Origin of the sequence: Micromonospora sp. NPDC005298 (assembly GCF_040607375.1) — a bacterium.
Classification (GTDB): Bacteria; Actinomycetota; Actinomycetes; order Mycobacteriales; family Micromonosporaceae; genus Micromonospora.
The window spans coordinates 1-25,376 of sequence record NZ_JBEXGP010000013.1; the positions used below are offsets into that span (position 1 = coordinate 1).

A 25,376-nucleotide genomic window follows, 5' to 3' on the forward strand; every position below is an offset into this window, starting at 1 on the left:
CTGCTGGGCAGCATGGGCGTGAAGGCCACCGCCGGGGACAGCGCCGCGCTGCTCCCGCCGGCGCACACGTTCGACACGCTGCGCATGGCAGGGCCGAGTCGCATACCGGAAGCCTATTGACGGCACCAGGCCCGCCCATCTCGGAACGTGCCGGGCCTGCCGTGCCGCCGGGCGGGAAGCAACCGGAAAGGTGCGGTCGCGGCGGCACCCGGGAAATCCTCGACTCCGGACCAGCCGCCTGCGCACCCGGCCTGGCCCGTCCCGCGACAGAGGTGGAGGAGAACCCCGAATGTACGACTATGTGATCATCGGTGGCGGCTCGGCGGGATGCGTGCTCGCGGCGCGCCTCAGCGAGGACCCCGACGTGACGGTCTGCCTGATCGAGGCCGGTCCGCCGGACACCTCGCCCAACATCCACGTGCCGGCCGGTGCCGCGAAGCTCTTCCGGACGCAGCTCGACTGGGACTACGACAGCCACCTCGAACCGTTCTGCAACGATCGCCGGATCTACCTGCCGCGCGGCCGGGTGCTGGGCGGCACGGGCTCCATCAACGGCATGGTCTACACCCGGGGCAACCGCCTGGACTACGACTCGTGGGGCCAGCCGGGCTGGAGCTTCGACGAGCTGTTGCCGTACTTCGTGCGGGCCGAGGACAACGAGCGCGGCGCCTCCGAGTTCCACGGCGCGGGTGGACCGCTGTCGGTGAGCGAGAACCGGTCCCGCAACCCGATGTCGGACGCCTTCATCGCGGCCGCGCTCGAAGCCGGCTACCCGGCCACCGACGACTTCAACGGCCCGTCCCAGGACGGCTTCGGGTACTACCAGGTCACGCAGCGCGACGGGATGCGCTGTAGCAGCACGGTCGCGTACCTGGATCCGGCGCGGGAGCGTCCGAACCTGACGATCGAGACCGGCCTGCAGGTGCACCGGGTCCTCATGGAGAACGGCCGGGCCGCAGGCGTCACCGGCGCGCGGGCGGACGGCGAGGTCGTGATCCGGGCCGAGCGCGAAGTGATCCTCAGCGCCGGCGCGTACAACACGCCGCAACTGCTGATGCTGTCCGGCATCGGCCCGGCCGACCTGCTCACCGCGCTGGGCATCCCGGTGGTGGTCGACCAGCCGCTGGTCGGCCAGAACCTCCAGGACCACCCGCAGTTCTGGCTGGTCTACGCGCACTCCGAGCCGGTGAGCCTGCTCGCCGCGGGAGAACCGCGTCACCAACAGCAGTTCGCGGAACACCACTCCGGACCGCTGTCGTCAAACGGGCCGGAGGCCGGCGGCTTCATCCGCTCGCGTCCCGACCTGCCGGCGCCCGACCTGCAGTTCGTCTCCCTGCCGGTGATGTACGTCGACGGCGGCCTCGGCTTCCCCAGCGGCCACGCCATCTCGTTCGGGGCGTACGTGCTGCAGCCGCGCAGCCGGGGCAGCGTGACACTCGCCGGCGACGACCCCACGGCCAAGCCGCGGATCACCCACAACTACTACGCCGACGAGGAAGACCTGCGGATCGCGGTCGAGGGCGTGCGGGCCGCACTGCGCATCGCCGGGCAGAAGGCCCTCTCCCGCTTCACCGAGCAGCCCAAGAGTGTTCCGGCCTCGGAGTCCGACGCCGACATCCGTGACTTCCTCCTGCGCAACACGCAGTCGTCCTACCACGCGGCCGGTTCGTGCTCCATGGGGCTGGTGACCGACGCGGAGCTGCGGGTCCTCGGAACCGAGGGTCTGCGGGTGGCCGACGCCTCGGTGATGCCGCGTCTCGTCAGCGGCAACACCAACGCGCCGACGGTCGCGATCGCGGAGAAGGCCGCCGACCTGATCCGCGGCCGGGCACCGCTGACCCGGACGGCGGTCGCCGCAGTCGGCGGCTGACCGGGGGGCGGTGCGCTCCGCCACTGTGGTTCGCGGTGGGGCGCACCGTCCGCCACTGTGGTTCGTGGTGGTGGCGGAGCAGCAGGCCCGCCGCGGTTCCCGACGGGGACCGCGGCGGGCCTGTCTCCGTCTGCTCTCCATCGGTGGATGCGTGCCGTGGCAGCCTCCAACCGAGGGGACGCGGGCGTGCGGATGTCGCGAACGGGCACCAGGTCCGCTGCGGCACCAGGATCGTCACATGCCGAAAGGCCGGGCGGCGGCGGCCCGCCGGGGCAGGGTCGCGTCGACCCTGAATTCCCGCAGCGGTCCGCCGGCAGCCCGGCCTCCGTCAGGATGCAGCCCTCAACGAGCGGCCGGCGAGGGGGACCGGATCAGATGTACGCCGTGTTGGGGTCCAGACCGCAGATGATCCGGCCGTAGAGCTCGAGGTTGGTGTTCGGGTGCAGGATGCCGTGCAGGTTGAGTACCTGGATGTCCCGCAGGATGCGCTGGATCGGCACGTCGCGGTAGATCGAGGAACCGCCGCTGGCACCGTTCAGGATCTCGATCGCCTCCTTGGCGCGCTGGCACGCGGCGCCCAGGTCGAGCCGGACACGGGCCCGCTCCTCCAGGCTCCACGACTCGCCGGCCTGGCCCTTGGTGTCGATCATCGTCGCCGCGCGGTGGGCGTGGAACCCGACCTCGTCGATCAGGGTGATCGCCGAGGCGACCTCCAGGTGGGTGATCGGCGCCTCGGCCTGATTCTCGTAGGCGGTGTAGGAGATCTTCCGACCGGGCAGCCGGTCGAGGAAGGCGTCCTTCGCCGCCAGGGCCAGACCCAGGGCCGGCGCGCTCACCGTCGAACAGGCGGTGGGCATGAACGGGGCCTGGTAGATCGCCGCGTTCGCGTTCAGTACGGACTTGTGCTGGCCCTGCAGCACCGGCCCCATCTGCAGCACCCGTTCGGCGGGTACGAAGACGTCCTGGGCGATCGTGGTGACGCTGCCGGAGCCGCGCATACCCGAGGTGTGCCAGTCGTCGACGATCTGCAGGTCCTTCACCGGCACGGCGATCATGACCGGAGCGAAACCGCCGTCCCCGGTCGGCGTGACCGCCGCGTTCGTGTTCCAGGTGCTCTGCTGCACTCCCGAGTTGAACGACCACTTGCCGTTGACGAGGTAGCCGCCGTCGACGGGCACGGCCATCGCGCCGGGGCTGAGGATGCCGCTGATGCGCACATCCGGCGTCGAGAACACCTCGTCCTGCACCTCGTCGGGGAACAGCCCCATCATCCACGTGCTGATCTGCCAGACCGAGACCGTCCAGGCGGTCGATCCGTCGCCCCGGCCGAGCTCCGCCAGCACGTCCACGACCGTGCCCATGTCGGACTCGTAGCCGCCGTAGCGGACCGGGACGCGCATCTTCAGGATTCCCGCGTCGGTGAGGGCGTCGATGACGTCGTCGTGGAGCCGCCGGTTCTCGTCCATCCAGACGGCCTTGTCGCGCAGTAGCGGGACCAGCTCCGAGGCGCGACGAACAAGCTCGTCCCTGGGCGGTGCTTTGGTGATCTCCATGTTTTCTCTCCTCAGCGGGCGTCCCGGTGGCGGGGCCATGCCGGTTAAACATCGACAACCCTTCGAAGGCTGTCAACCCGATCACGCGGCCGCACCTTGGCGATTGCTGCGCGGCGCATCGACGACGGACGCCGGCACACCTCCGAGCAAAGGCGGATAAGACTGCGCCGGAACGCCGACATAGCTTCGAAAAGACGATCCATCTTGATGGTCGGAGGAAGGAATCGCGGTGCCGACAAGTGTGAATGCGCCCCCGACAAGGAGGTCGGCCGTCCCACCCGAAGTGAGCTCCCTGATCAGACCGATGTCCCGGCGGGACAACTGGCTGAACTGGCTCTTCCTGGCGGGCGACTGGTCTGTCATCGGCGCAGCCGTCGCGGTGCACCTGCTGAGGCCCGGCCTGGTGACCTATCTGCTCGTCCTGGCTGTCATCGGCAGCCGGATGCGCGCGCTGGCGAACCTGCTCCACGAGGCCGCGCACTTCAAGTTGTTCCGGAACCGCCGCCTGAACCACCTGGCGGGCCGTGTGCTCTGCGCATATCCCATCTTCGTCGGTTACGACAGATACGTCGCCGACCACAAACTGCACCACCACAACCTGTGGAAGAACGAACAGGATCCCGATCTGGCCCTGTACGAGATGACCGGGACGGTGGGCGCCTCCAACGGCCGGATGTCCTTCGCCCGGTTCGTTTTCTTCCACGTCGTCCTGGTGGTCATCCCGGTGATGCCGTTGTGGCGTCTCTACCGGGAGTCGCTGCGTGACCGGGCCAGGCTGGCGACCGTGTGTCTGCTGCTCGCGATCGGGGCCGTCCTGACGGCCACCGGCCCGACGGTGCTGACCGAGATCGTCGTCTTCTGCTGGATCATTCCCTGGTTCACCGCCTACCAGAGCATCACGTACTGGGCCGAGCTCGGGGAGCACGGCGGACTGAAGGCCTACGGCGGGAACTGGGGCAGCAGGAACTGGCGCGGGAACATCGTGACGCGCTGGGTGATCGGCTCCCACTCCGACGATATCTACCACCTGCTCCACCACTGGTTCCCGTCCATTCCGCACTATCGACTGCGGTCCCTTGACCGGGTCTGCCGGTCCCGCTGGCTCGAATACGGTTCTCAGGCACGGTGCGACGGCTTCTTCCTCAGCAACAGGTGGGGAAAGTCCGTGCTTCGTGACATCTGGCTCGGAGGGAAATAGCAATGACCAACGACACCTTCACGGATGCGGCCGGTGCGCCGGGCGGAACGCTCGCGAACGCGGTCGACGACGGACGGTTCGGGGTGCGGTCGATGATCGCGCCACTGCGCCGGGTGCTGGTTCGCCGTCCCTCGACGACGGGTGACTTCGACACGGCGGAATGGGAGCGGCCCGATCCGGAGCTGCTGGTCCGCCAGCACGAGGACTTCTGCCGGCTGCTCGCCAGCCTGGGATGTGAGGTGGAGCTGGCCGACACCGCCGAGGGCCTGGTCGACGCGACGTTCATGAAGGACCCGGGCCTGGTGATCGGCCGGGGCGCCGTGGTGTTCCAGATGTCGAAGCCGGTTCGGCGCGGCGAGTCGGTGCTGTTCGCGGAGGCGCTGAGGGCCGCCCGGGTGCCGATCACGGCCGAGCTGACCGGTGCCGCCCGGGCCGAGGGCGGCGACATCCTCTGGCTCGACTCCGCCAACGTGCTTGTGGGTCGCGGCTACCGGACGAACACCGAGGGGGTACGGCGGCTCCGGGAGATCTTCCGTGACGAGGGCGTCAACGTGCGATCGGTGGACATGCCGCACGACCGCGGTCCGCTGCACGTACTGCACCTCACCTCGATCGTCTCGCCGGTCACGGAGGACCTCGCCGTGGTGTACCTGCCCCTGGCGCCCGTGCCCCTGCTGGAGGAACTCGAGGCGCGGGGGGTGCGCGTGATCCCGGTGCCGCCGGACGAATACGAGACGATGGCCTGCAACGTGCTTGCCATCCGTCCCGGTGTGGTCGTCATGGTGGACGGGAATCCCCGTACGCAGGCGGCGCTGGAGGCTGCCGGCTGCGAGGTGCACGTCTACGACGGCTCGGAGATCTCGGTGAAGGGCACCGGCGGGCCGACCTGTCTGACCGGCCCGATCTGGCGCAGCTGATGCGCGGCGAGGGCGGCGACACGCTGCCGCGACTGCTGGAGCTGCAGGCGGCACGGACCCCGGACGCCACCGCGGTGATCTTCGGTGCCCGCAGTCTCTCCTACGCCGAGCTCCACCAGCGGGCCAACCAGCTCGCCCGGCACCTGGTGACGCTGGGCGCAGGCCCGGAGCGGCTGGTCGCGATCGCGTTGCCGCGTAGTGAGCTGATGATCGTCGCGGTGTTCGGCGTGTTGAAGGCCGGTGCCGCGTACCTGCCGATCGACCCGGACTATCCGTCCGAGCGGATCTCCTTCATGCTCGCCGACGCCGCCCCGGTGCTGATGATCACCGACGCCGCGGCCGGCGTGCCGCGTACCGGTGGGCTTCCGGTCGTGGACCTGGACGACCCCCGGACCCTGGCCGTCCTGGCGGACCTGCCGGAGACGGACCTGGCCGACGAGGAGCGGATCGCCCCGCTCCGGCCGGAAAACCCGGCGTACGTCATCTACACCTCGGGCTCCACGGGCACGCCCAAGGGGGTCACCGTCGCCCACCGCAGCGTCGTCAACCTGGTCCACTGGGCGGCGGCCGAGTTCACGCCCGAGGACCTGTCGCTGGTGCTGGGCGCGACGTCGCTGAGCTTCGACGTCTCGGTGTTCGAGATCTTCAGCCCGCTCGCGTGGGGCGGCAGTCTCGAGATCATCCGGAATCTGCTGGCGCTGGCCGACCGGCCGGGCGGCGCGTGGGAGGGCAGTCTCCTCACCGCGGTGCCGTCGGCGATCTCGCAGCTGCTCGGCACGCCGTGGGCGCCCGTCAAGGTGCGCAAGGTGCTGCTGGGCGGCGAGACCCTGACGGCGCACGTGTGTGCGAACGTCCAGGCCGCGCTGCCGCAGGCGGAGGTCGTGAACGTCTACGGCCCGACGGAGTCCACGGTGGACTCGATCGTGCGGCGTTCCGTGTACGGCGACATCGCCGGCGGCGAGGCCCTGCCGATCGGGCAGCCGATCGCCGGCACGCGGGTGTTCGTCCTGGATGACGGGCTGCGGCCGGTCCCGCCGGGAGTGGCGGGGGAGCTCTACCTGGCGGGTGCCGGTCTGGCGCGCGGATATCTGAACCGGCCGGGCCTGACGGCGCAGCGGTTCGTGGCCTGCCCCTCCGCGTCCGGCGAGCGGATGTACCGGACCGGTGACCTGGTGCGGTGGCGGGCGGACGGGAACCTGGAATTCGTCGGCCGGGTGGACGACCAGGTGAAGGTCCGGGGGTTCCGGATCGAGCTGGGCGAGATCGAGGCGGTGCTCGCGGCGCAGGAGGGCGTGGCGCAGGCGGCGGCCGTGGTGCGCGAGGACCAGCCGGGGGACCCGCGCCTGGTGGCCTACGTCGTGCCGGAGCAGGGAGCGGCGATCGACGCCGCCGGGCTGCGTGCGGCGGCCGCGCGCCGGCTGCCCGAGCACATGGTGCCCGCGGACGTGGTGCCGCTGGCGGAGCTGCCGCTGTCGGCGAACGGGAAGCTGGACCGGTGGGCGCTCCCGGCGCCGGACGCCCGGGTTTCCGCCGGCGGGCGGGACCCGGCCTCCCCGCGGGAGGAGATCCTGTGCGAGTTGTTCGCCGACGTACTCGGGGTCGACCGGGTGGGAGTGGAGGACAGCTTCTTCGAGCTGGGCGGGCACTCGCTGCTGGTGGTCCGGCTGATCAGCCGGATCCGGTCGGTGCTCGGCGTGAAGGTCGGGGTCCGGGCGGTGTTCCGGAATCCGACAGCGGAGGCGCTCGCGAAGGTCCTGGGCGAGACCGGCAGCCCGTCGCTGCCCCTGGTGGCGGCGACCCGGCCGGAACGGGTGCCGTTGTCGTTCGCCCAGCAGCGGCTCTGGTTCCTCGAGCAGCTCGACGGCCCGAGCGCGACCTACAACATTCCGCTCGCCTGGCGCCTGAGCGGGCGGCTGGAGGTGGCCGCGCTGCGGTCGGCCCTGCACGACGTGGTCGGGCGGCACGAGTCGCTGCGGACCATGTTCTCCGTCGCCGGTGGCCAGCCGCAGCAACGGATCGTCGACACCAGCGCGGCGGTGCCGGAGGTCACGGTCCGCGCGACCGATGAGGCGGGTCTGCCCGCGCTGCTCGACGAGGCGACCCGCCACGTGTTCGACCTGACCGTCGAGCTGCCGGTCCGCGCGTGGTTGTTCCAGCTGTCGCCGACCGAGCACGTGTTGCTGCTGCTGACCCATCACATCGCCTTCGACGGCTGGTCGATCGGCATCCTGGTGCGGGACTGGGCCGAGGCCTACCGGGCCCGCACCGCCGGCCGGGCGCCCGGGTGGAGCGAGCTGCCCGTGCAGTACGCGGACTATGCCGTATGGCAGCGGCGCCTGCTCGGGGACAGCCAGGACGCGGACAGCATCCTGGCCGCCCAGGTGGCCTACTGGACGTCGACGTTGCAGGGTTTGCCGGACCAGCTTTCGCTGCCCTTCGACCGTCCGCGACCGGTCGAGTCCACCCACCGGGGCAGCACGGTGCCGTTCAGCGTGGACGCCGCCCTGCACGGCAAGCTGCTGACGGTGGCGCGCGAGCACGGAGCGACCCTGTTCATGCTCCTCCATGCCGGCCTGGTGGCCCTGTTGAACCGGCTCGGAGCGGGCACCGACATCCCGGTCGGGACGCCGGTGGCCGGCCGCACCGACGAGGCGGTGCGTGATCTGGTCGGGCTCTTCGTCAACACGCTGGTGTTGCGGGCGGACGTCAGCGGCGCCCCGAGCTTCACCGAGTTGCTGACCCGGGTCCGCGAGACCGACCTGGCCGCCTACGACCATCAGGACCTGCCGTTCGAGCGCCTGGTCGAGATACTCAACCCGGCCCGCTCGGCGTCCCGCCACGCGCTGTTCCAGGTGATGCTCGTCTCCAACAACACGGTCAACCGGCCGTGGCAGGTGCCGGGCCTGCGGAGCGAGATCGAGCCGGTCGGTCACGAGACCGCCAAGTTCGACCTCATTCTCGCCGTCCGCCAGGAGCAGGCCGCTGACGGCTCGCCGGCGGGCATCCAGGGCGCCTTCGAATACTCGCTGGACCTGTTCGACGAGGAAACCGTGCGGGCGATGGCCAACCGGCTGACACGGCTGCTGAGCCAGGCCGCCGAGAACCCGGCTCTGCCGGTGAGCGACCTCGACATCCTGTCCGACACGGAGCGGCAGCGGTTCCTGCACGAGTCGACAGTCGGTCGGCTGGCATCGGACGCGACGCTGCGCAAGGCGCTGGAGCGCGACGAGTTCGGTGCGGCCCGGCCGGTGGCGGACTCGCGGGTGTACGTGCTGGACGGGCAGCTGCGGCTGGTCCCGCCGGGGGTGGCGGGGGAGCTGTACCTCACGGGTACGGAGCCGGTGTGGGCCGACGAGGACCGGCCGGCGTTGACGGCACAGCGGTTCGTGGCGTGTCCCTTCGGCTTCGGTGAACGCATGTACCGCACGGGAGAGCCGGTGCGGTGGCGCGTGGACGGGACCCTGGAGTTCGCTGGCCGGACCGACGACCCGGAGTCGCCGCCGGACCTCGACATGGCGACCGGTGACCGCGACCAGGCGTCCCCGCAGGAGGAGCTCCTGGGTGAGCTGTTCGCGCAGCTGCTCCGGGTGGACCGGGTGGGAGCCCGGGACAGCTTCTTCGATCTGGGCGGCCATTCCCTGCTGGCGGCGGTTCTCGTCGCACAGGTGACGGAGCGCTTCGGTGTGGAACTGCCCCTCAAACAGTTCTTCAAGGACCCCACCGTCGCCGCTGTCAGCCGATACCTGGAGAGCAGCCTCGGCAGCGGCGGACCGCGTTGACCGGTCCACGGATCTACCCGATGAGCCGCGAGCAGGAGGCGCTGTGGCTCGACGACCTCTTCTGTGACGGGCAGTCGATGTACGGGGAGTCGTGGGCCTGCCGGGTCACCGGGAATCTCGACGTCGACGCGGTCGAGTGGGCGATCGGCCAGATCGTCGCCCGCCATGAGGTGCTGCGCACCCGGCTGACCGAGAGGGCGGGTGAGCCGGTCCAGATCGTCGGTGCGACGGAGTCCGTCCGGCTGGCGCAGCTGTCCTGCTCGCCGGAGGACCTTCCGGGCGCGCTGAGCCGGGTCGTCGCCGAGCCGCTCGACCTCGACGAGACACCGATCCGGCCCTGGCTCGTCCGGTTGTCCCCGACGGAGGCCGTCCTGGTGGTGCAGCTTCACCACGCCGTGGTCGACGACTGGGCGCTGAACATCTTCCAGCGCGAGCTCATGCACCTCTACAGGAGCCGCCTGCTCGGCCGGCCGCCCGGTCTGGAGCCGTTACCGGTGCAGGCCGGCGAGTTCGCCGTCGCCCAGCGGGCGCAGGAACTGGACCCGGCGGACATCGAGTACTGGCGGGAGCGCGTGCGGGCGGCTCCCCGGTCGTTCCCGCTCCCGCCGGACCGGCCCGGCTCGGCGGACCCACCGCACCGCGCCGAGCGGTACGTCCTCACCGTCGATCCCGAGCTGGGCCGGGCGGTCCGCGCCGCCGGCCGGGTTCTGCGGACCACTCCGTTCACCGTGTTCGCCGCGGCGATGGCCGCGCTGTTGTGGCAGTACGGCGAGTCCGACGAAGTGATCTTCGGAACGCCGGTGTCGCTGCGGGGGACCGCCGCCGTCGACGACATGATCGGCTACCTCTGCAATCTGCTGCCGCTGCGGCTGACGGTCTCGCCGTCCACGTCGTTCCGGGCGCTCGCGAACGCCACCAGGGCCGAGGTCCTGGGCGCGATGGCCCACCGCTCGGTTCCCTTCTCCCACCTCGTCCGCATGAGCGGACGGAAGGCCGACGACGGCCTGCCGTTGCTGTGCGACGTGTTCCTGGTGGTCGACGACATGACCTGGGAACCGCTCGCCCTCCCCGGGCTCGCTGTGGAACGGATCTACATCCCTCCGGTGCGGGCCAAGTGCGCTCTCATCATCAGTCTCGTGGCGGGGGAGGACGGCGGTTACACGGGATACTGCGACTACGACGCCGACGCCTACGAAGCCTCCACCGTGGCGCGGGTGGCCGGCCGGTACGCCGCGCTGCTGGCCAAGTGCGTCGCGGCGCCGGACGAGACCGTCGGTCACCTCACCGGTCTGCCGGGGACGTCCGCGGCGCACCCGCGGTCGACGGCGCTGAGCACGTCGTCTCCGGGAGGGACCTGAGGGTACCGACGGGTGCCGCACCCCGCGCCTCAGCGGATACGCCCGCGCTGCGGGCGAACGGGTGGGGGACGGGCGATGGCTGCTGGCGGGTTCTCGGCCGGACGACTGACGCGGCTGCGTCGGCTGCTCGAACGGTACGTCGATTCCGGCTACGTCCCCGGCATGCTCGCCGTTCTCGCCCGCCACGGCCAGGTCCACACCGAGGCGATCGGCAGCCTCGCGTTCGAGGGCGCCGGGGCCGGGGTCCCGATGGCGGGCGACTGCTGACCGACCCGGGTGGATCCCTCGACGACACCGTTGCGGCGGTACGACCGATCACCCTGCGGGACCTGCTGACGCTGACCCTCGGCACCGGCATGGTCCCCGCCGAGCCGGGAACCGTCCCCATCGGCGACGCCCTGGGCGCCCTGGGCGAGCCGTCGCTGGACGAGTGGGTCGGCCGGCTCGGTGCCCTGCCGCTCGTCCATCAGCCGGGCGAGCGCTGGATGTACGAGACCGGCTCGGACGTGACGGGTGCGCTCATCGCCCGGGCCACCGGCACGTCGTTCGGGGAGGCCCTGCGCGAGCGCGTCTTCGAGCCGCTGGGCATGAAGGACACCGCCTTCAGTGTGAGCGCGGACCGCCTCGACCGGTTCGCGACGGCGTACGACGTGCAGGACGGTCCCACCGGTGCGGCACAGGTCGCCGACGGTCCCGGCGGGATGTGGAGCGCGCCGCCGGAGTTCGAGGGGGGTGGCGGCGGGCTCGTCTCGACCGCCGACGACTATCTCGCGTTCGCGTCGACAACGACCCGGCCGAGGACATGTCGGTGATCCGCATGATGCAGCGGGCGCGCGCGGGCGATCCCCGGCGTCCGCTGCGGAGGGACTTCTGGACGACCGTCTACCAGGCCATCGACGACTGATCCCGGCCGATCGTGGGCCGCCGACCGCCCCTCAGCACTGGGGGAGATGGTCGCGGCCGCGGACCCTGCGAGGCTCCCAGTGAACCGCAGGCGGCGACACGCTGGATGTCAGCGCCGGCGCGGTTCGATCTGGACCCTGCCGGAATGAGGAAGCGTGGCTCATCGATTCAAGGTCGAGGAACTGTCTCCGGCCGGCGGGTACCGGACACTGACGGCCACCGAGCGGCACCAGCTCCTGGACGAGTGGAACGACACCGCCCGGCCGCTACCGGCGCGGACGCTGCCGCAACTGCTGGCGGCCCAGGCGGCACGGACCCCGGACGCGCTCGCGGTGACCTTCGAGGGCCGTACCGAGCTGTCGTACCGGGAACTGCACGAACGGGCCGGGCAGCTGGCCCGGCGGTTGACGACCCTGGGCGCCGGGCCGGAGCAGACCGTCGCGGTCGCGCTGCCCCGCAGCGAGTCCCTGGTCGTCGCCCTGCTGGGCGTGCTCCAGGCGGGCGCGGCCTACCTGCCGATCGACCCGGACCACCCCGCCGGCCGGGTGGAGTTCATGCTCGATGACGCCCGTCCGGTGTTGCTGCTCACCGATGCCGCCACCGCGACGGTGCTGCCGGCCACCGCCGGTCTGCCGGTCGTCCTCGTGGATGATCCGGCGGTCGCGGCGCCGCCGGCTGCGGCGGCCACCGGCACCGGTCACGAGCGACCACTGCTGCCCGGGCACCCCGCGTACGTCATCTACACCTCCGGCTCCACCGGCCGGCCCAAGGGTGTCAGCGTTCCGCACTCGGCCATCATCAACCGCCTGACCTGGATGGACAGCGAGTACCCGCTGTCCGCCGACGACCGGGTGCTGCAGAAGACGCCCTACAGCTTCGACGTCTCGGTGTGGGAGTTCTTCTGGCCCCTTCTCACCGGTGCGGCGCTGGTGCTGGCCCGGCCGGGCGGCCATCAGGATCCCGACTACCTGGCCGACCTCATCGAGACCACCGGGGTGACCACCCTGCACTTCGTACCGTCCATGCTGGACGCGTTCCTGGCCGCCGGCGGTGCCGCGCGGTACCGCACCGTCCGGCGGACGTTCTGCAGCGGTGAGGCGCTGTCCGGGCGGCTGGCCGCCCGTTTCCTGCGGGAGACCGGGGGTTCGCCCCTGCACAACCTCTACGGCCCGACCGAGACGGCGGTCGACTCCACCTACTGGGCCTGCACACCCGGCGACGGCCAGCAGGCGCCCCCGATCGGCCGGCCGATCGCGAACACCCGCGTCTTCGTGCTCGACAGCGCGTTGGAGCCGGTTCCGGTCGGGGTGACCGGCGAGCTGTACCTGGCGGGCGCCGGGCTGGCCCGCGGGTACCTGCGCCGGCCAGGGCTGACGGCGGAGCGGTTCGTGGCGTGCCCGTTCGGTGTGGCGGAGCGGATGTACCGGACCGGGGATCTGGTGCGGTGGCGTGCGGACGGGAACCTCGAGTTCCTGGAGCGCGCGGACGACCAGGTGAAGATCCGCGGTTTCCGCATCGAGCTGGGCGAGATCGAGGCGGCGCTGGCGGCCCAGCCGGGGGTGGCGCAGGCGGCGGCGGTGGCGCGGGAGGACCAGTCGGGCGACCGCCGGCTGGTGGGCTACGTGGTGCCGGCCGCGCACGCGCAGGTCGACCCGGCCGTGGTGCGTGCCGCCCTGGCGCAGGACCTGCCCGAATACATGGTCCCGGCCGGGGTGGTGGTGCTGGCGGCGCTGCCGTTGACGACGAGCGGAAAACTGGACCGGCGGGCGCTGCCGGCACCGGAGTTCGAGGCCCCGACCGGCGGGCGGGCACCGGCCTCGCCACGGGAGGAGATCCTGTGCGAGCTGTTCGCGGACGTGCTCGGAGTCGACCGGGTGGGGGTCGAGGACAGCTTCTTCGCCCTGGGCGGGCACTCCCTGCAGGCGATCCGGCTGACCAGCCGGATCCGGTCCGTACTCGGCGTGGAGGTCCCGTTGCGGGCGCTGTTCCGCAATCCGACGGTGGCGTCGCTGACCCCGGTCCTGGACGGCGCCGACAGCGCCCGGGCGCCCCTGGTGCCGGTCCGCCGGCCCGAGCGTCTGCCGCTGTCGTTCGCACAGCAGCGACTGTGGTTCCTGGCCCGGCTCAACGGCCCGAGCACGGCGTACAACATGCCGTTCGCCTGGCGGTTGCACGGCCGAGTGGATCCGGACGCGCTGAGGTCGGCTCTGCACGACGTGGTCGGGCGGCACGAGTCGCTGCGCACCAACTTCCCGGTGGCCGGCGGTCAGCCGTACCAGCGGATCGTCGACGCCGCGGACGCGGTGCCCGAACTGACGGTGGTGGAGGCGGACCCGGCGGACCTGCCCGGCCTGCTGGACCACGCCGCGCGGCAGGTCTTCGACCTGGCGGAGGATCTGCCGGTCCGCGCCTGGCTGTTCACCACGGCGCCCGGCGAACACGTGCTGCTGCTGCTCGCCCATCACATCGCCTGTGACGGCTGGTCGATGGGCATTCTGGTCCGGGACCTGGCGGAGGCGTACCGGGCCCGGGCCGGGGGCCGCGCTCCGGACTGGACCGGGCTGCCGGTGCAGTACGCCGACTACACCGTGTGGCAGCGGAGCCTGCTCGGGGACGGCCGTGACGCGGACAGCCTGCTGGCCGGCCAACTGGACTACTGGAGTTCGACCCTGCGGGAGCTGCCCGATCAGCTCGAACTGCCCTACGACCGGCCGCGCCCGGCCGAACCCACCGACCGCGGCGACACCTTCGGATTCGACCTGGACGCCGCACTGCACGGCGCGTTGCTGACGCTGGCACGGAAGCACCGGGCGACCCTGTTCATGGTGCTGCACGCCGGGCTGGCGGCCGTGCTGTCCCGGTGCGGCGCGGGCACCGACATCCCCATCGGTACGCCGGTTGCCGGCCGCAGCGACGAGGCGGTCCACGACCAGGTCGGCTTCTTCGTCAACACCCTCGTCCTGCGCACCGACGTGTCCGGTGATCCGAGCTTCGCCGAGCTGCTGGCCCGGGTCCGCGAGACCGACCTGGCCGCCTACACCCACCAGGATGTGCCGTTCGAACGCCTCGTCGAGATCCTCAACCCGGCCCGGTCCGCGTCGCGGCACTCGCTGTTCCAGGTGATGCTCGTCGCCGACAACGCCGTCACCCACCAGTGGCAGCTGCCGGGTGTGCGGATCGAGCCCGAGCCACTCGGCCACGACACGACCAAGTTCGACCTGTCCCTGTTCATCCGGGCGCAGCACGCCGCCGACGGCTCACCGGCCGGCATCCGCGGCACCTTCGAGTACGCGATGGACCTGTTCGACGCGACGACGATCGAGACGCTCGCGGACCGGCTGCTGCGGTTGCTCCGGGAGGCGGTCCGGGATCCGTCCCTGCCGGTGGGGGACCTCGAGGTCCTGACCGACGCCGAGCGGAAGCAGATCCTGCACGACTGGAACGACACGGACCGGCCGTTGCCGGCGCTGACAGTCGCCGGGTTGTGGGACGAGCAGGTGGCCCGGACCCCGGAGGCCACCGCGGTCGTCTGCGGCCCGAGGAGGCTCACCTACGCCGAGCTGGACCGCCGCGCCAACCGGCTGGCCCGCGCCCTGATCGGGCGGGGCGCCGGTCCGGAGCGGACGGTGGCGGTCGCGGTGCCCCGGAGCGAGCTGATGGTCGTCGCCCTGCTGGCGGTTGCCAGGTCCGGGGCAGCCTGTCTGCCCGTCGACCTCGACAGCCCGGCCACGTCCGTCGCGTCCCTGGTCGCTGACACGTCTCCGGTCCTCGTGGTCAGAGACACCGTGGCCGAGCTTCCGGGAGCCGCCGGCGTGCCGGTTGTCGACGCCGGTGAGGCCGCCCTCGATGCGCTGCCGGCGGGTGTGGTCACCGACACCGAGCGCACCGCGCCGCTGCTGCCCGCGCACCCGGCCTGGATCACCCGCACCTCGGGGTACACCGGCGCCCCGAAGAGCGTCGTCGCCACTCAGCAGGGCGTGGTCAACTACTGCCTCTGGGCGCGCGACACGTACCGCGTCGGGCCGGGCTGCACCACGCCGGTCCGGGGCCCCTTTCTCGACTCCGCCCTGGTGGCACTCTCGGGTGGGGGAACGGTCGCGGTGGACCCGGAGGGCGCCGGCTCCCCGGACGGGACGGCGGGCCGTGTGTCACCGCTGCGGAAGCCGCCGTCCGATCTCCGGGCGGCCCACGGCCCGGCGAGCCCGTCGGTGACGGTCGTGACCGGCGGTGAGGTGTTGCCGTCGGCGTCGGCGCGGAGCTGGTCGCAGGCGGGTGCCGAGGTCTTCAACGAGTACGGCGTGGCCGAGTGCACGGCCGGCAGCGTCGTGCACCGGGCCGGTGACGCACCGGGTGCGGTGGTGCCAATCGGCCGGCCGATCGCGAACACCCGGGCCTACGTGCTCGACGCTGGTCTGCGGCCGGTTCCGGTCGGGGTGGCGGGGGAGTTGTACCTGGCGGGTGCCGGCCTGGGCCGGGGTTACGCAGGTCGGCCCGGGCTGACCGCGGAGCGGTTCGTGGCGTGCCCGTTCGGCCGGGGCGAGCGGATGTACCGTACCGGTGATCTGGCGCGGTGGCGCCCGACCGGCGACCTGGACTTCCTGGGCCGAGCGGATGACCGGGCGACGATCCGGGGATTCCGGATCGGCGTGGGTGAGATCGAGGCGGCACTGGCCGGCGAGGCCGGAGTGGTCCAGGCGGCGGTGACGGTACGGGAGGACGAGCCCGGCGACTTCCGGGTGGTGGCCCACGTCGTGCCGGACGCGGAGGCGACGGCCGATCCCGGCTGGCTGCGGGAGGTGGTGGCGCGGCACCTGCCGGAACTCCTGGCGACCACAGTCGTGGTGCTGTCGGCGAAGCTGCCGACGACGGCGAACGGCAAGCTGGACCGGCGGGCGTTGCCGGCACCCGGCCCCCAGGACCAGGCGGGTGCCCCGGAGCCGGCATCCCCGCGCGAGGAAATCCTGTGCGGACTGTTCGCCCAGGTGCTCGGCGTCGAGCGGGTGGGGGTCGAGGACAGCTTCTTCGACCTGGGCGGCCATTCCCTGCTGGCCGCCGTCCTCATCACCCGGGTGGCGGAGGCGTTCGGGGTGGAGGTGTCCCTCAGGGAGTTCCTCAGCGACCCGACCGTCCGGGCCGTCGACAGCCATCTGACCGCCTGGGAGTCGTGATGCCAGCGGCTGACCAACGACCGTCCGCGGACTTCTGGCTGTACTTCGCGGGACGGTTCATCAGCGATCTCGGATCGGCGTTCACCGCGTTCGCCATTCCGCTGCTGATCTTCACGAAGACGGGCTCGTCGGTCGGCCTCGGCCTGTCCCTGGCCGTCTCGCTGCTGCCGTACCTGCTGTTCGGGTTCGTGGCCGGGGCTGTCGTCGACCGCGTCGACCGGCGCTCGCTGATGATCGGCGTCGACCTCGCCCGCGCGGCCCTGCTGGTGTCGCTGCCGCTGATCGCGCTGGGCGACGAGCTGAACCTGGTCTGGATCTACGTCGTCGCGTTCCTCGGGTCGACGCTGCAGATCCCGTTCACCGCCGGGCAGTTCGCGAGCGTCACGCACCTGGTGGGGAAGGACCATCTGGTCACCGCGAACGCCCGCCTGCAGGGGGCGACGTCGCTGGCTCAGATCGCCGGCCCGGTGCTCGCCGGCCTCGCGGTCGCCACGCTGCCGGTCGTCGACCTGCTGCTGATCGACGCGGCGACCTTCGCCCTGTCGGCGGCCTCCCTGGCGTTGATCAGGTCGACCTTCAACGACGCCCGGCCGCCCGGCGAGGGGCCACGCCGGGTGGCGGTCCTGCTGCGCACGCTGCGCGCCGACATCCGGGAGGGCCTGGCCTACGTCTGGCACAACCCGTTGCTGCGCAGCATCGCGGTGACCATGGCGGTGGTCAACCTGTTCGCCTCCACCACCCTCGCCCAACTCGTCTTCTACGCCAAGCGCCAGCTGTCGGTCGGCAACGGTCAGGTGAGCCTGATGTTCGCCGCCGGTGCCGCCGGGGTGGTGCTGGTGTCGCTGTCGGCCGGTCGCCTGCGGCACATCCGGCTGGGGGTGATCCTCGTGGCGAGCCTGGCCCTCAACGGCCTCACGGTCGTCGGGCTGGGGCTGACCACGAACTACGCGGTCGCGATCGTCCTCTGGGCGGTCAACAGCGCGGTGAGCGTGCTGTTCAACATCAGCACGATGACCCTGCGCCAGCGGATCGTCCCCGACCGCCTGCTCGGCCGGGTGATGACGGTCTCCATGGTGCTGGCCTGGTCGGTGATCCCGGTCGGGGCCCTGGCCGGCGGTTTCGTCGTCGAGCGGGCCGGCATCGGCCCGGTCCTGGTCGGGATCGGCGTGGTGATCGCCATGACCGCCGCCGTCACCGCCGGTTCGCCGCTGGGACGGGCCCGGCTGGCCTCGGACGAACCTGCCGCGCCGCCGCAGACCGCGCCGCCGCAGACCGCGCCTGGCGATGCCAATGAAACCGTGTCCGGTGGGAGGACGACCCGTGAGTGAGATGTTCCTGGTGGTCCGCAACGACGAGGACCAGTATTCGACCTGGCCGCAGGCCCGGCCGGTGCCGGCGGGCTGGCACCCGCTCGGTGTCGCCGGGGCGCTCGACGACTGCCTGGCACGGATCGGGCGGCTCTGGACCGACCTGCGTCCGCGCAGCGCCCGCCGGGCCGAGACGGGACCTGTCCGCACCGTCCACGACACCGGACGGCTCCAGCTGCGCCAGGTGCTGCCGGCCGAGGTGTCGTGCCGGCGCGTCGACGGCCACCGGCACGCCGACTGGGCGCCCGGCTACCTGCCGGCACCCACGTCGTCCCGAGCCCCGGCGGAACTCTACGAGATCGTGCTCACGTCGACCGGCAGGGTGATCGGCGACCTCGGGGTCGCGCCGGCCGTGGCCGACGTCCACGATCTTTACTACGCGCTGGAGCCGCTGTCGCGCGGCCAGGGCTACGCCACCGAGGCGGTGGACGCGCTGGCGGCCCGGCTGCTCGCCGAGCCCGGCGTCTCCGGGGTGACGGCCACCGTCGAACAGAACGACGCGGACGCCGTGGGTGTGGCCATCCGCGCCGGGTTCAGCCTGGCCGACAGCGGCGACGGAGCACGTGTCTTCCGCCGGTCCGCCTGACCGCATCGCTCCCGCACCCCCACCACGAGGAGGCAACCGCGTGACCGACACCACCATCCGACCCAACCGCTGGATCCAGCGTGCCCAGCCACGCCCGGACGCGCCGGTACAGGTGGTGTGCCTGCCCAGCGCGGGCGCCGGCCCGAGCATGTACAGCCGGTGGGCGGCCGCCCTGGGCGACCGCGCCGAGGTCGTCGCCGTGACGCTGCCCGGCCGGGAGGGCCGGATGGCCGAGCCGGCCTGCCCCGACCTGCACCTGCTCGCACGCCGGATAGCGGTGCCGCTACTGTCCACATTGGACCGCCCGTACGTGTTGTTCGGGCACAGCATGGGCGCGCTGATCGCGTACACGATCGCGCGGGTGCTGCCGGAGGCCGGTGGGCCGGCGCCGGCGCGGCTGGTCATGTCCGCGGCTCGTCCACCGGACCTGCCACTCCCGGCTGCGGTGGCCACCAGCAGCGACAAGGAACTGGTCGCGGGGTTGCGCGAGCTGGGCGGCATGCCGGACGAGATCCTGGCCGAACCGGACTGGCTCGCGATGTTGCTCAAGCCGCTGCGTACCGACCTCGTCGCGGTGGACGCGTTCCAGCCGCTGCCCGGAGGTCCCCCGTCGTGCGCGGCGGCGCTGGTGGCCGGTGTCGGCGACGACCACGCGCCGCCGGCCGTCGTGGCCGGGTGGCGGCGCTTTCTCACCGGTCCGACACCCGTGTACGCCCTACCGGGCAACCACTTCTACCTGCGGCAACCGGACAATGTGAAGGCCCTGGGCGACATCGTGCTCGGTGCCCCCGACCGGCCCCACCCGAGGCCGTGGGGCGGCTACGCCGTCGAGCCGTTCGACGGCGACCCGGCCGCGCTGGCGGCGCTGGCGGCAGCCTGTCCGCACGCACCGGCCCCGCCTGCCCCCGATCCGGACCGTCACCTGCTGCGGATGGCCGTCCGCGACGGTGACCAGCTGATCGCCTACGTGGAGTGCGGCGAGGCCGGCGACGACGAGTGTCACGTCTGGGGCCTCGTGCATCCGGCCGCCGCCCGGCGCGGTATCGGCGGGTTGCTGCTCGGCGAGTGCCGGGCGTACGCCGCCGCGCTCGGCCGGAAGGCGCTCGTGACCACCCTCGACGGGCACAAGGAACCGCCACCGTGGGTCGTCGCCCGCGGCTTCCGCCCGGAGCGGTCCGTGGGCGGCCGGGCGACGTGGCGACTAGGAATGGAAGGCTGACATGGTTGACGCACCCGAGCTGCCCCCGCCGGACTGGTTCGCCACCGACCGTCCCTTCGTCCCGAGAACTGTTCCGGACCTGCTCGCGGCGGGCGCGGCGGCCCACGGCGGGCGCCCGGCGCTGGTGACCGCCGACGGCATCGCCTACCGGCACGACGAGCTCGCCGCCGCGTCCGCCACCACGGCGGGATTCCTGCACTCCGTGGGCGTGGGGCCGGGCACCGCTGTGGGACTCCTCTGCGACCACCACCCCGAGGCCGTCCGATCGGTCATCGGGGTGCTGCGCGCCGGCGGCGTCTACGTGCCGGTCGACGTCCGCTGGCCGGCCGAGCGCATCGCCGTGGCGCTGCACCAGATGAACTGCCGGTCGCTGCTGGTCGACCGCTCGACCGCCCGGACCGCCTACGAACTGCTCGACCGGGTGCCGAGCCTGACGTCGATCGTGTGCGTGGACGGGGACCTGGACGCCTTCGACGACCCGGACCGTCTCACGATGATGGTGGGCCTGTGGAACTCGATCGCCGCCGACCCGGACGAGTACCGGGGCGCCGGGTTCAACCTGCGCCCGAACAGCGTCACCTTCACCGAGGCGGAGATCCTCGCCTATCGCGACCACGTGGTCGATCTCGTCGCCGCCGCCGGTGACGGCTGCCGGGTGCTCGAGATCGGCTGCGGCAACGGCCTGATCGGCAAGGCCCTGATGGCCGCCGGCTTCGACTACGTCGGTGTCGATCCGTCGCCGGTGGCCGTCGCCGGGCTCACCGCCTGGGCCGCCGAACACGATGTCAAAGCCACCGTCCGCACGGGGTACGCCCACGAGCTCGGCCCGGACGACGAGCCGTTCGACGTGGTCCTGGTGGCCAGCACGGCCCAGTTCTTCCCGGGACCGCGGTACCTGGCCACAGTCGTCGGGGAGTGCCGCCGGGTGCTGCGCGACACCGGCCGGCTGGTGATCGCCGACGTCATCGACCCGATCAGCGGCGACAACCCCGACCTGTTCCGGATTCCGGTCCGGGCCTGGGAGTTCCTGGCCGCCGACGGGTTCGCCGGGGCCGAGATCGTGCGCCGGTCGGACGACCGCCTTCCGGGCCTGCTCCAGCGGCGCTACGACGTCGTGCTGGCGGCCGGCGGATCGGACCGGCCCGCCGACCGGCTGGTGCTGGCCGGGCGGCCCCAGGTCGATGCGAGCACGCCCTGGAGCGGATCCGGCCCCGCGACCCGGGACATGGCCTACTGCATCTTCACCTCGGGCTCGACCGGTCAGCCCAAGGGCGTCCTGGTCACCCATCACGCGGTGGCGAACCTGATCGACTGGGTCAACCGCGAGTTCGGGGTGGACGCCTCCGACCGCCTGCTGTTCGTGACGTCGTTCGCGTTCGACCTGTCGATCTACGACATGTTCGGCGTCCTCTCCGCCGGCGGCAGCGTCCACCTGCTGCCGGACGCGGTGCTGGCCCAACCCGAGCGGGTGTACGACGTGCTGACCAGCGAGGACATCACCTTCTGGGACTCGGCCCCCGCCGCCCTGTCGGTGGTGCTCACCGCGACCCGCGGCCGGCCCCCCGGCGGTCGCCCGGCACTGCGCCGGGTGTTCCTGTCCGGCGACTGGGTGCCGGTCAGCATGCCCGCCGAGATCCGCGACCGCTTCGGAGCGGACACGACAGTCGTGGCCCTCGGCGGCGCCACCGAGGCCACGGTGTGGTCCAACGCCTTCGTCGCCGGTGAGGTCGATCCCCGCTGGCCGAGCATCCCGTACGGCAAGCCGATGCAGAACGCCCGCTATCACGTGCTGGACGAGCGGTGGGACCCGTGCCCGGTCGGTGCACCCGGAGACCTCTACATCGGCGGCGAGTGCCTGGCGACGGCGTACGCGGGTGATCCGGAACTGACCGCGACCAAGTTCATCCCGGACCCGTCACCGGACCGCCCTGGCCAGCGCCTGTACCGCACCGGCGACCGGGCCCGCTGGCTCGCCGACGGCAACCTGGAGTTCCTCGGCCGGCTCGACGACCAGGTCAAGATCCGTGGATACCGGATCGAGCTCGGCGAGGTGCAGGCCGCGCTCGTCCGGCAGCCCGGCGTCCTGGACGCGGCGGTGGTCACCGCGGTGATCGCCGGGGACCGGGCGCTGTGCGCGTTCTACGTGGCCGGTGCCGATCCGGTGGACGAGACCCGGCTGCGCTCCGGTCTGGGCAGGACACTGCCGTCGTACATGATGCCGACCCGGCTGACCGCGCTGCCGGCGCTGCCGGTCACGGCCAACGGCAAGGTCGACCGCGCGGCGCTCGCCGGCCTCGCGGCCGGCCCGCCGGCCACCACGCCGGACACACCACGGCAGGACCGGCCCGCCCCGGTCACCGGTGAACCCGACGGGGTGGAGCAGGTCGTACGGGCCGCCTGGGTCGAAGTCCTCGGCCCCGGCGCCGAGTCCGGCGGCGACTTCTTCCTGGCCGGCGGCGACTCGCTGACCGCGGCGCGGTTCGTCGCACTTGTCAACGAGGACGCCGGCACCGCGCTGAAGGTCCGGGACGTGTTCGACCTCCTGACCCTCGACGCGCTCGTCACGCGCGCCCGTGCCACCGAGGAGGCCCCGCAGTGAGCAGCGACGGACAGCCGACCGACCACGCGGCACTCGTGCGCACCATCCAGTCGGTGTGGGCGACCGAGCTGGGATCACCGGCCGCGCCGGACGACGACTTCTTCACCGCCGGCGGCACGTCACTGGCCGCCGCCCGGATCGTCGGGGCCATGCGCGAGCAGGGCATCGACACCGCGTTCACCGTGCTGATGCGCCACTCCACCCCGGCCCGGTTCGCCGCGGCGATCCTCGCCGGTGACGGTGCCGCGCGGCTGAGCCTGCCGCACCTGGAGGACGGTGACACGCCACCGGTCACGGTCCAGCAGGAGACGATCTGGTTCCTGGAACAGCTGCGGCCCGACAACATCGCGTACCAGAATCTCGCCGTCATCGACCTGCCCGAGCGGGTCGACCGCATGCGGCTGGCCGACGCCCTGGCTGCCCTCGCGGCGCGGCACAGCCTGCTGCGGACGTCGTTCCCCGTCCGGCGGGGCCGCCCGGTCCTGCTCGAGCGGCCCGACCCGGTCGTCCACCTCGACACCGCGGACCTGTCGGCGTCGGATCCGGCCGAGCGGAACCGGTGGATCCGAGACCTGGGCCGCCAGCGCTTCGACCTGACCGAGGCCGGAGCGCTGCGGTGGACCCTCGCGGAACTCGGCGACGGCCGGCAGGCCCTGATCCTGGTCGAGCACCACTTCCTGCACGACGGGTGGTCACTGGGCCGACTCATGAACGAGCTGGCCCACGTCTACCGCACCGGTTCGAGCGCCGGCCTGCCCGCGCTTTTGCACCGGTACGCCGACTACGCCGCCTGGCAACGGATGTGGCTGCACACCGACGACGCCGCGGCATCGCGGAAGTTCTGGGCCGAGTTGCTGGCCGATCCGGTCGAGCCGCTGCGCCTGGGCGACGACGCCCGGCGCCCGGCCGAGTTCTCGTTCACCGGTGACACCTACCACGATCGGCTGCCGGCCGCGGTCGTGGCGGCGGCGGACAGCTACGCCCGGTCGCAGCGGACCACGAGCTTCGTCGTGCTGATGGCCGCCTTCGCGGCGGTGATCGGCGGGGTCAGCCGCAATCCGGACTTCAATCTCGGCTCGATGATGCGCAATCGCCGGGTCCCCGGCACCGAGGACATCCTCGGCATGTTCGTCAATACCATCGCGCTGCCGGTCCGCGGCTGGCCGACCCGGACGATGCGGGACCTGACGGCGGAACTGTCGGAGGTGCTCACCCGCGGTCTGGACCATCAGGAGATCCCGTTCCCGAGCGTGGCCCGCGAGCTGCGCGGCGGGCGGGACGGCTCGCGCAATCCGCACTTCCAGGTCTGCTTCTCCATGAACGACTACCCGGACCTGCGTCCCGCGTGGGGGCCGGGAAAACGGGCCAGCCTGCGGTTCCCCAGCAACGGCGGCGCCAAGTTCGACCTCGACGTCGTCCTGGTGCCCGATCCGCAGGGCTACGGCACACTGTGGCGGTTCTGCACGCCGCTGCTGACCGCAGAGCAGGTCCGGGGCCTCGCCACCGTCTTCCACGCCGCGGTCCGGGCGCTCACCGGCGCACCGGATACCCCGATCTCCGTGGTGCTCGGCGACGTCCTCCCCGGCGCGCCGCGGTGACCGGTCACCCACGACCGAGCTGGACCGCCATCGCCGCGACGTCCTTCCAGCGCGACTTCTGGTTCCTCGACCGGGTCACCCGCCGTCCGGGCACCTACAACGTCGCGGCGAGCATGCGCTGGCCGGTTGCGCCGGACGTCGAGCTGGTGACCGCCATCGCCACGGAGATCGCCGGACGGCAACCGGCGCTGCGGACCCGGCTCGCCACCGCCGACGACGCGCTCTACGCCCTGGTCGGTGACCAGCCCGACGCGCAACTCGACGTGACCGCCGTACGCGCCCCGCCGGAGAACTGGGACACGATGGTCACCGCGCTGGCCCGTGAACCCATCGACCCCGGTGCGGCCGGCACCGTACGGCTGCGGTTGATGTCGCCGGAGTCGGACCGGTCGGCTCCCGGCGAACCGCGGCTGTGCGCGGTCAGCCACCACGCGCTGATCGACGGCCGGTCGCTCGCCGCGTTCCTGGCCGAGGTGTGCCACACGGCGATCCACCCAGACCGCGCCGACGCGCCCCGCTTCGTGCCCGGCTCCAGCGCGGCCGCGCAGCTGGTCAACTTCCGCCGCCGTCACGATGACGACGTCACGTACTGGACGCGGTTGCTGCGGCCGGCGGACCGGCCACCCGCCGCGCCGCACCGGCGGGACCCGCCGGCGGATCCGCACGAGACCGAGTCCGTCCAGGTACGCCTCGACCGCACGCAGCGGCAGGCGGTCGCCGACTTCGCCGCCGGGGAACGCAGCAGCGCCTTCCTCGTCCTCGTCGCGGCGTTCCTGGAGGCCCGTCGGCGCGGCGGGAGCGGCGCGGAACTCGCCGTCGGCATCCCGGTCGACGGCCGGCCGGCGACCGTCGACCGCGGCGAGTACGGCTGCTTCACCACCGTCCTGCCGATCCGGGTCGGCACCGCCGGCCCGGCCGCCCCCCAGAACCTGGCGGCCATGCACGCCCGCCTGCGCGACGCGTTCCTCGACGCGCTGGACCACGCCACGATCACCGTCCGGGACCTGCAGTCGATCGGCGGGCGGGCGGGTCTCACGGCGGCCTACGACTCGATGGCCACCATGCTGACCTCCGCCGCTGACATCCGCCCTGTCAGCAGCGGCACCAAGGTCGATCTCGCCCTGACGATGATCGACCGGGACGGTGCCACGGACTGCCTCTTCGTGTACCGGCCGGGCGTGCTCGGCCGGGCCGAGGTCACCGGGCTCACCAGGACCTTCGTGCGGCTGCTGGCCGGTCTCTGACCGGGACGGCGGGCGCC

The 25,376-nt window shown here is 72.2% G+C and carries 15 protein-coding genes and 1 pseudogene; 15 read left to right on the top strand and 1 reads right to left on the bottom strand.

The genetic code is table 11. The features are described from left to right. Positions 1-289 precede the first annotated feature (289 nt). Positions 290-1,870, top strand: a complete 1,581-nt coding sequence (locus ABZS77_RS18815; protein ID WP_354824106.1) for a GMC family oxidoreductase N-terminal domain-containing protein — start codon at positions 290-292, stop codon at positions 1,868-1,870. Between the two features lie 371 nt (positions 1,871-2,241). On the opposite strand, the gene ABZS77_RS18820 is transcribed toward ABZS77_RS18815, so the two are convergent. After that, entirely contained in the window at positions 2,242-3,423 is a 1,182-nt protein-coding gene (locus tag ABZS77_RS18820; RefSeq protein ID WP_354824108.1) for an acyl-CoA dehydrogenase family protein, read from the bottom strand. A 304-nt stretch (positions 3,424-3,727) separates the two neighbouring features. Here ABZS77_RS18820 and ABZS77_RS18825 point away from each other — a divergent pair, with 304 nt between their 5' ends. The 14 genes and pseudogenes from ABZS77_RS18825 (at position 3,728) to ABZS77_RS18890 (ending at position 25,359) form a co-directional block, all read left to right on the top strand. After that, on the top strand, positions 3,728-4,621 hold the full coding sequence (locus ABZS77_RS18825; RefSeq protein WP_354824110.1) for a fatty acid desaturase family protein: 894 nt from the start codon (positions 3,728-3,730) through the stop codon (positions 4,619-4,621). Positions 4,622-4,623: 2 nt separating this feature from the next. Then, positions 4,624-5,538 (top strand): arginine deiminase family protein, encoded by a 915-nt coding sequence (locus ABZS77_RS18830; protein WP_354824112.1) that lies wholly within the window; start codon positions 4,624-4,626, stop codon positions 5,536-5,538. Next, positions 5,538-9,317, top strand: a complete 3,780-nt coding sequence (locus ABZS77_RS18835) for an amino acid adenylation domain-containing protein (protein ID WP_354824114.1) — start codon at positions 5,538-5,540, stop codon at positions 9,315-9,317. The genes ABZS77_RS18830 and ABZS77_RS18835 overlap by 1 nt, the downstream gene beginning before the upstream one ends. Before the next feature lie 20 nt (positions 9,318-9,337). Next, the gene (locus ABZS77_RS18840) at positions 9,338-10,675 is read left to right on the top strand and encodes a condensation domain-containing protein (RefSeq protein ID WP_354824116.1); all 1,338 of its coding nucleotides are present in this window, start codon (positions 9,338-9,340) and stop codon (positions 10,673-10,675) included. A 75-nt stretch (positions 10,676-10,750) separates the two neighbouring features. Beyond that, the gene (locus ABZS77_RS18845; RefSeq protein ID WP_354824395.1) at positions 10,751-10,942 is read left to right on the top strand and encodes a hypothetical protein; all 192 of its coding nucleotides are present in this window, start codon (positions 10,751-10,753) and stop codon (positions 10,940-10,942) included. 71 nt (positions 10,943-11,013) lie between these two features. After that, positions 11,014-11,487, top strand: coding sequence for a serine hydrolase domain-containing protein (locus ABZS77_RS18850; RefSeq protein ID WP_354824386.1), 474 nt, complete (start codon positions 11,014-11,016; stop codon positions 11,485-11,487). 246 nt (positions 11,488-11,733) lie between these two features. Further along, entirely contained in the window at positions 11,734-16,746 is a 5,013-nt protein-coding gene (locus tag ABZS77_RS18855) for an amino acid adenylation domain-containing protein (protein ID WP_354824118.1), read from the top strand. Further along, positions 16,746-18,074, top strand: a complete 1,329-nt coding sequence (locus ABZS77_RS18860) for an MFS transporter (protein ID WP_354824120.1) — start codon at positions 16,746-16,748, stop codon at positions 18,072-18,074. Before ABZS77_RS18855 ends, ABZS77_RS18860 begins: the two co-directional genes overlap by 1 nt. After that, positions 18,037-18,243 (top strand): annotated as a pseudogene (locus tag ABZS77_RS18865) (MbtH family NRPS accessory protein); the annotation flags it as partial. The gene ABZS77_RS18860 and the pseudogene ABZS77_RS18865, both read left to right, overlap by 38 nt. Further along, positions 18,217-18,699 carry a GNAT family protein gene (locus tag ABZS77_RS18870; protein ID WP_354824389.1) on the top strand — a complete coding sequence of 161 codons (483 nt, stop codon included), beginning with the start codon at positions 18,217-18,219 and terminating at the stop codon, positions 18,697-18,699. The pseudogene ABZS77_RS18865 and the gene ABZS77_RS18870, both read left to right, overlap by 27 nt. Before the next feature lie 40 nt (positions 18,700-18,739). Next, entirely contained in the window at positions 18,740-19,918 is a 1,179-nt protein-coding gene (locus ABZS77_RS18875; protein WP_354824122.1) for a GNAT family N-acetyltransferase, read from the top strand. A 1-nt stretch (position 19,919) separates the two neighbouring features. Then, a complete protein-coding gene (locus ABZS77_RS18880; RefSeq protein WP_354824123.1) occupies positions 19,920-22,517 on the top strand; it encodes an amino acid adenylation domain-containing protein in 2,598 nt (865 codons plus the stop codon). Then, a complete protein-coding gene (locus tag ABZS77_RS18885) occupies positions 22,514-24,115 on the top strand; it encodes a condensation domain-containing protein (protein ID WP_354824125.1) in 1,602 nt (533 codons plus the stop codon). Before ABZS77_RS18880 ends, ABZS77_RS18885 begins: the two co-directional genes overlap by 4 nt. Beyond that, complete coding sequence (locus ABZS77_RS18890) at positions 24,112-25,359, top strand: condensation domain-containing protein (RefSeq protein ID WP_354824127.1); 1,248 nt, start codon at positions 24,112-24,114, stop codon at positions 25,357-25,359. Before ABZS77_RS18885 ends, ABZS77_RS18890 begins: the two co-directional genes overlap by 4 nt. The last annotated feature ends 17 nt before the right edge of the window (positions 25,360-25,376 follow it).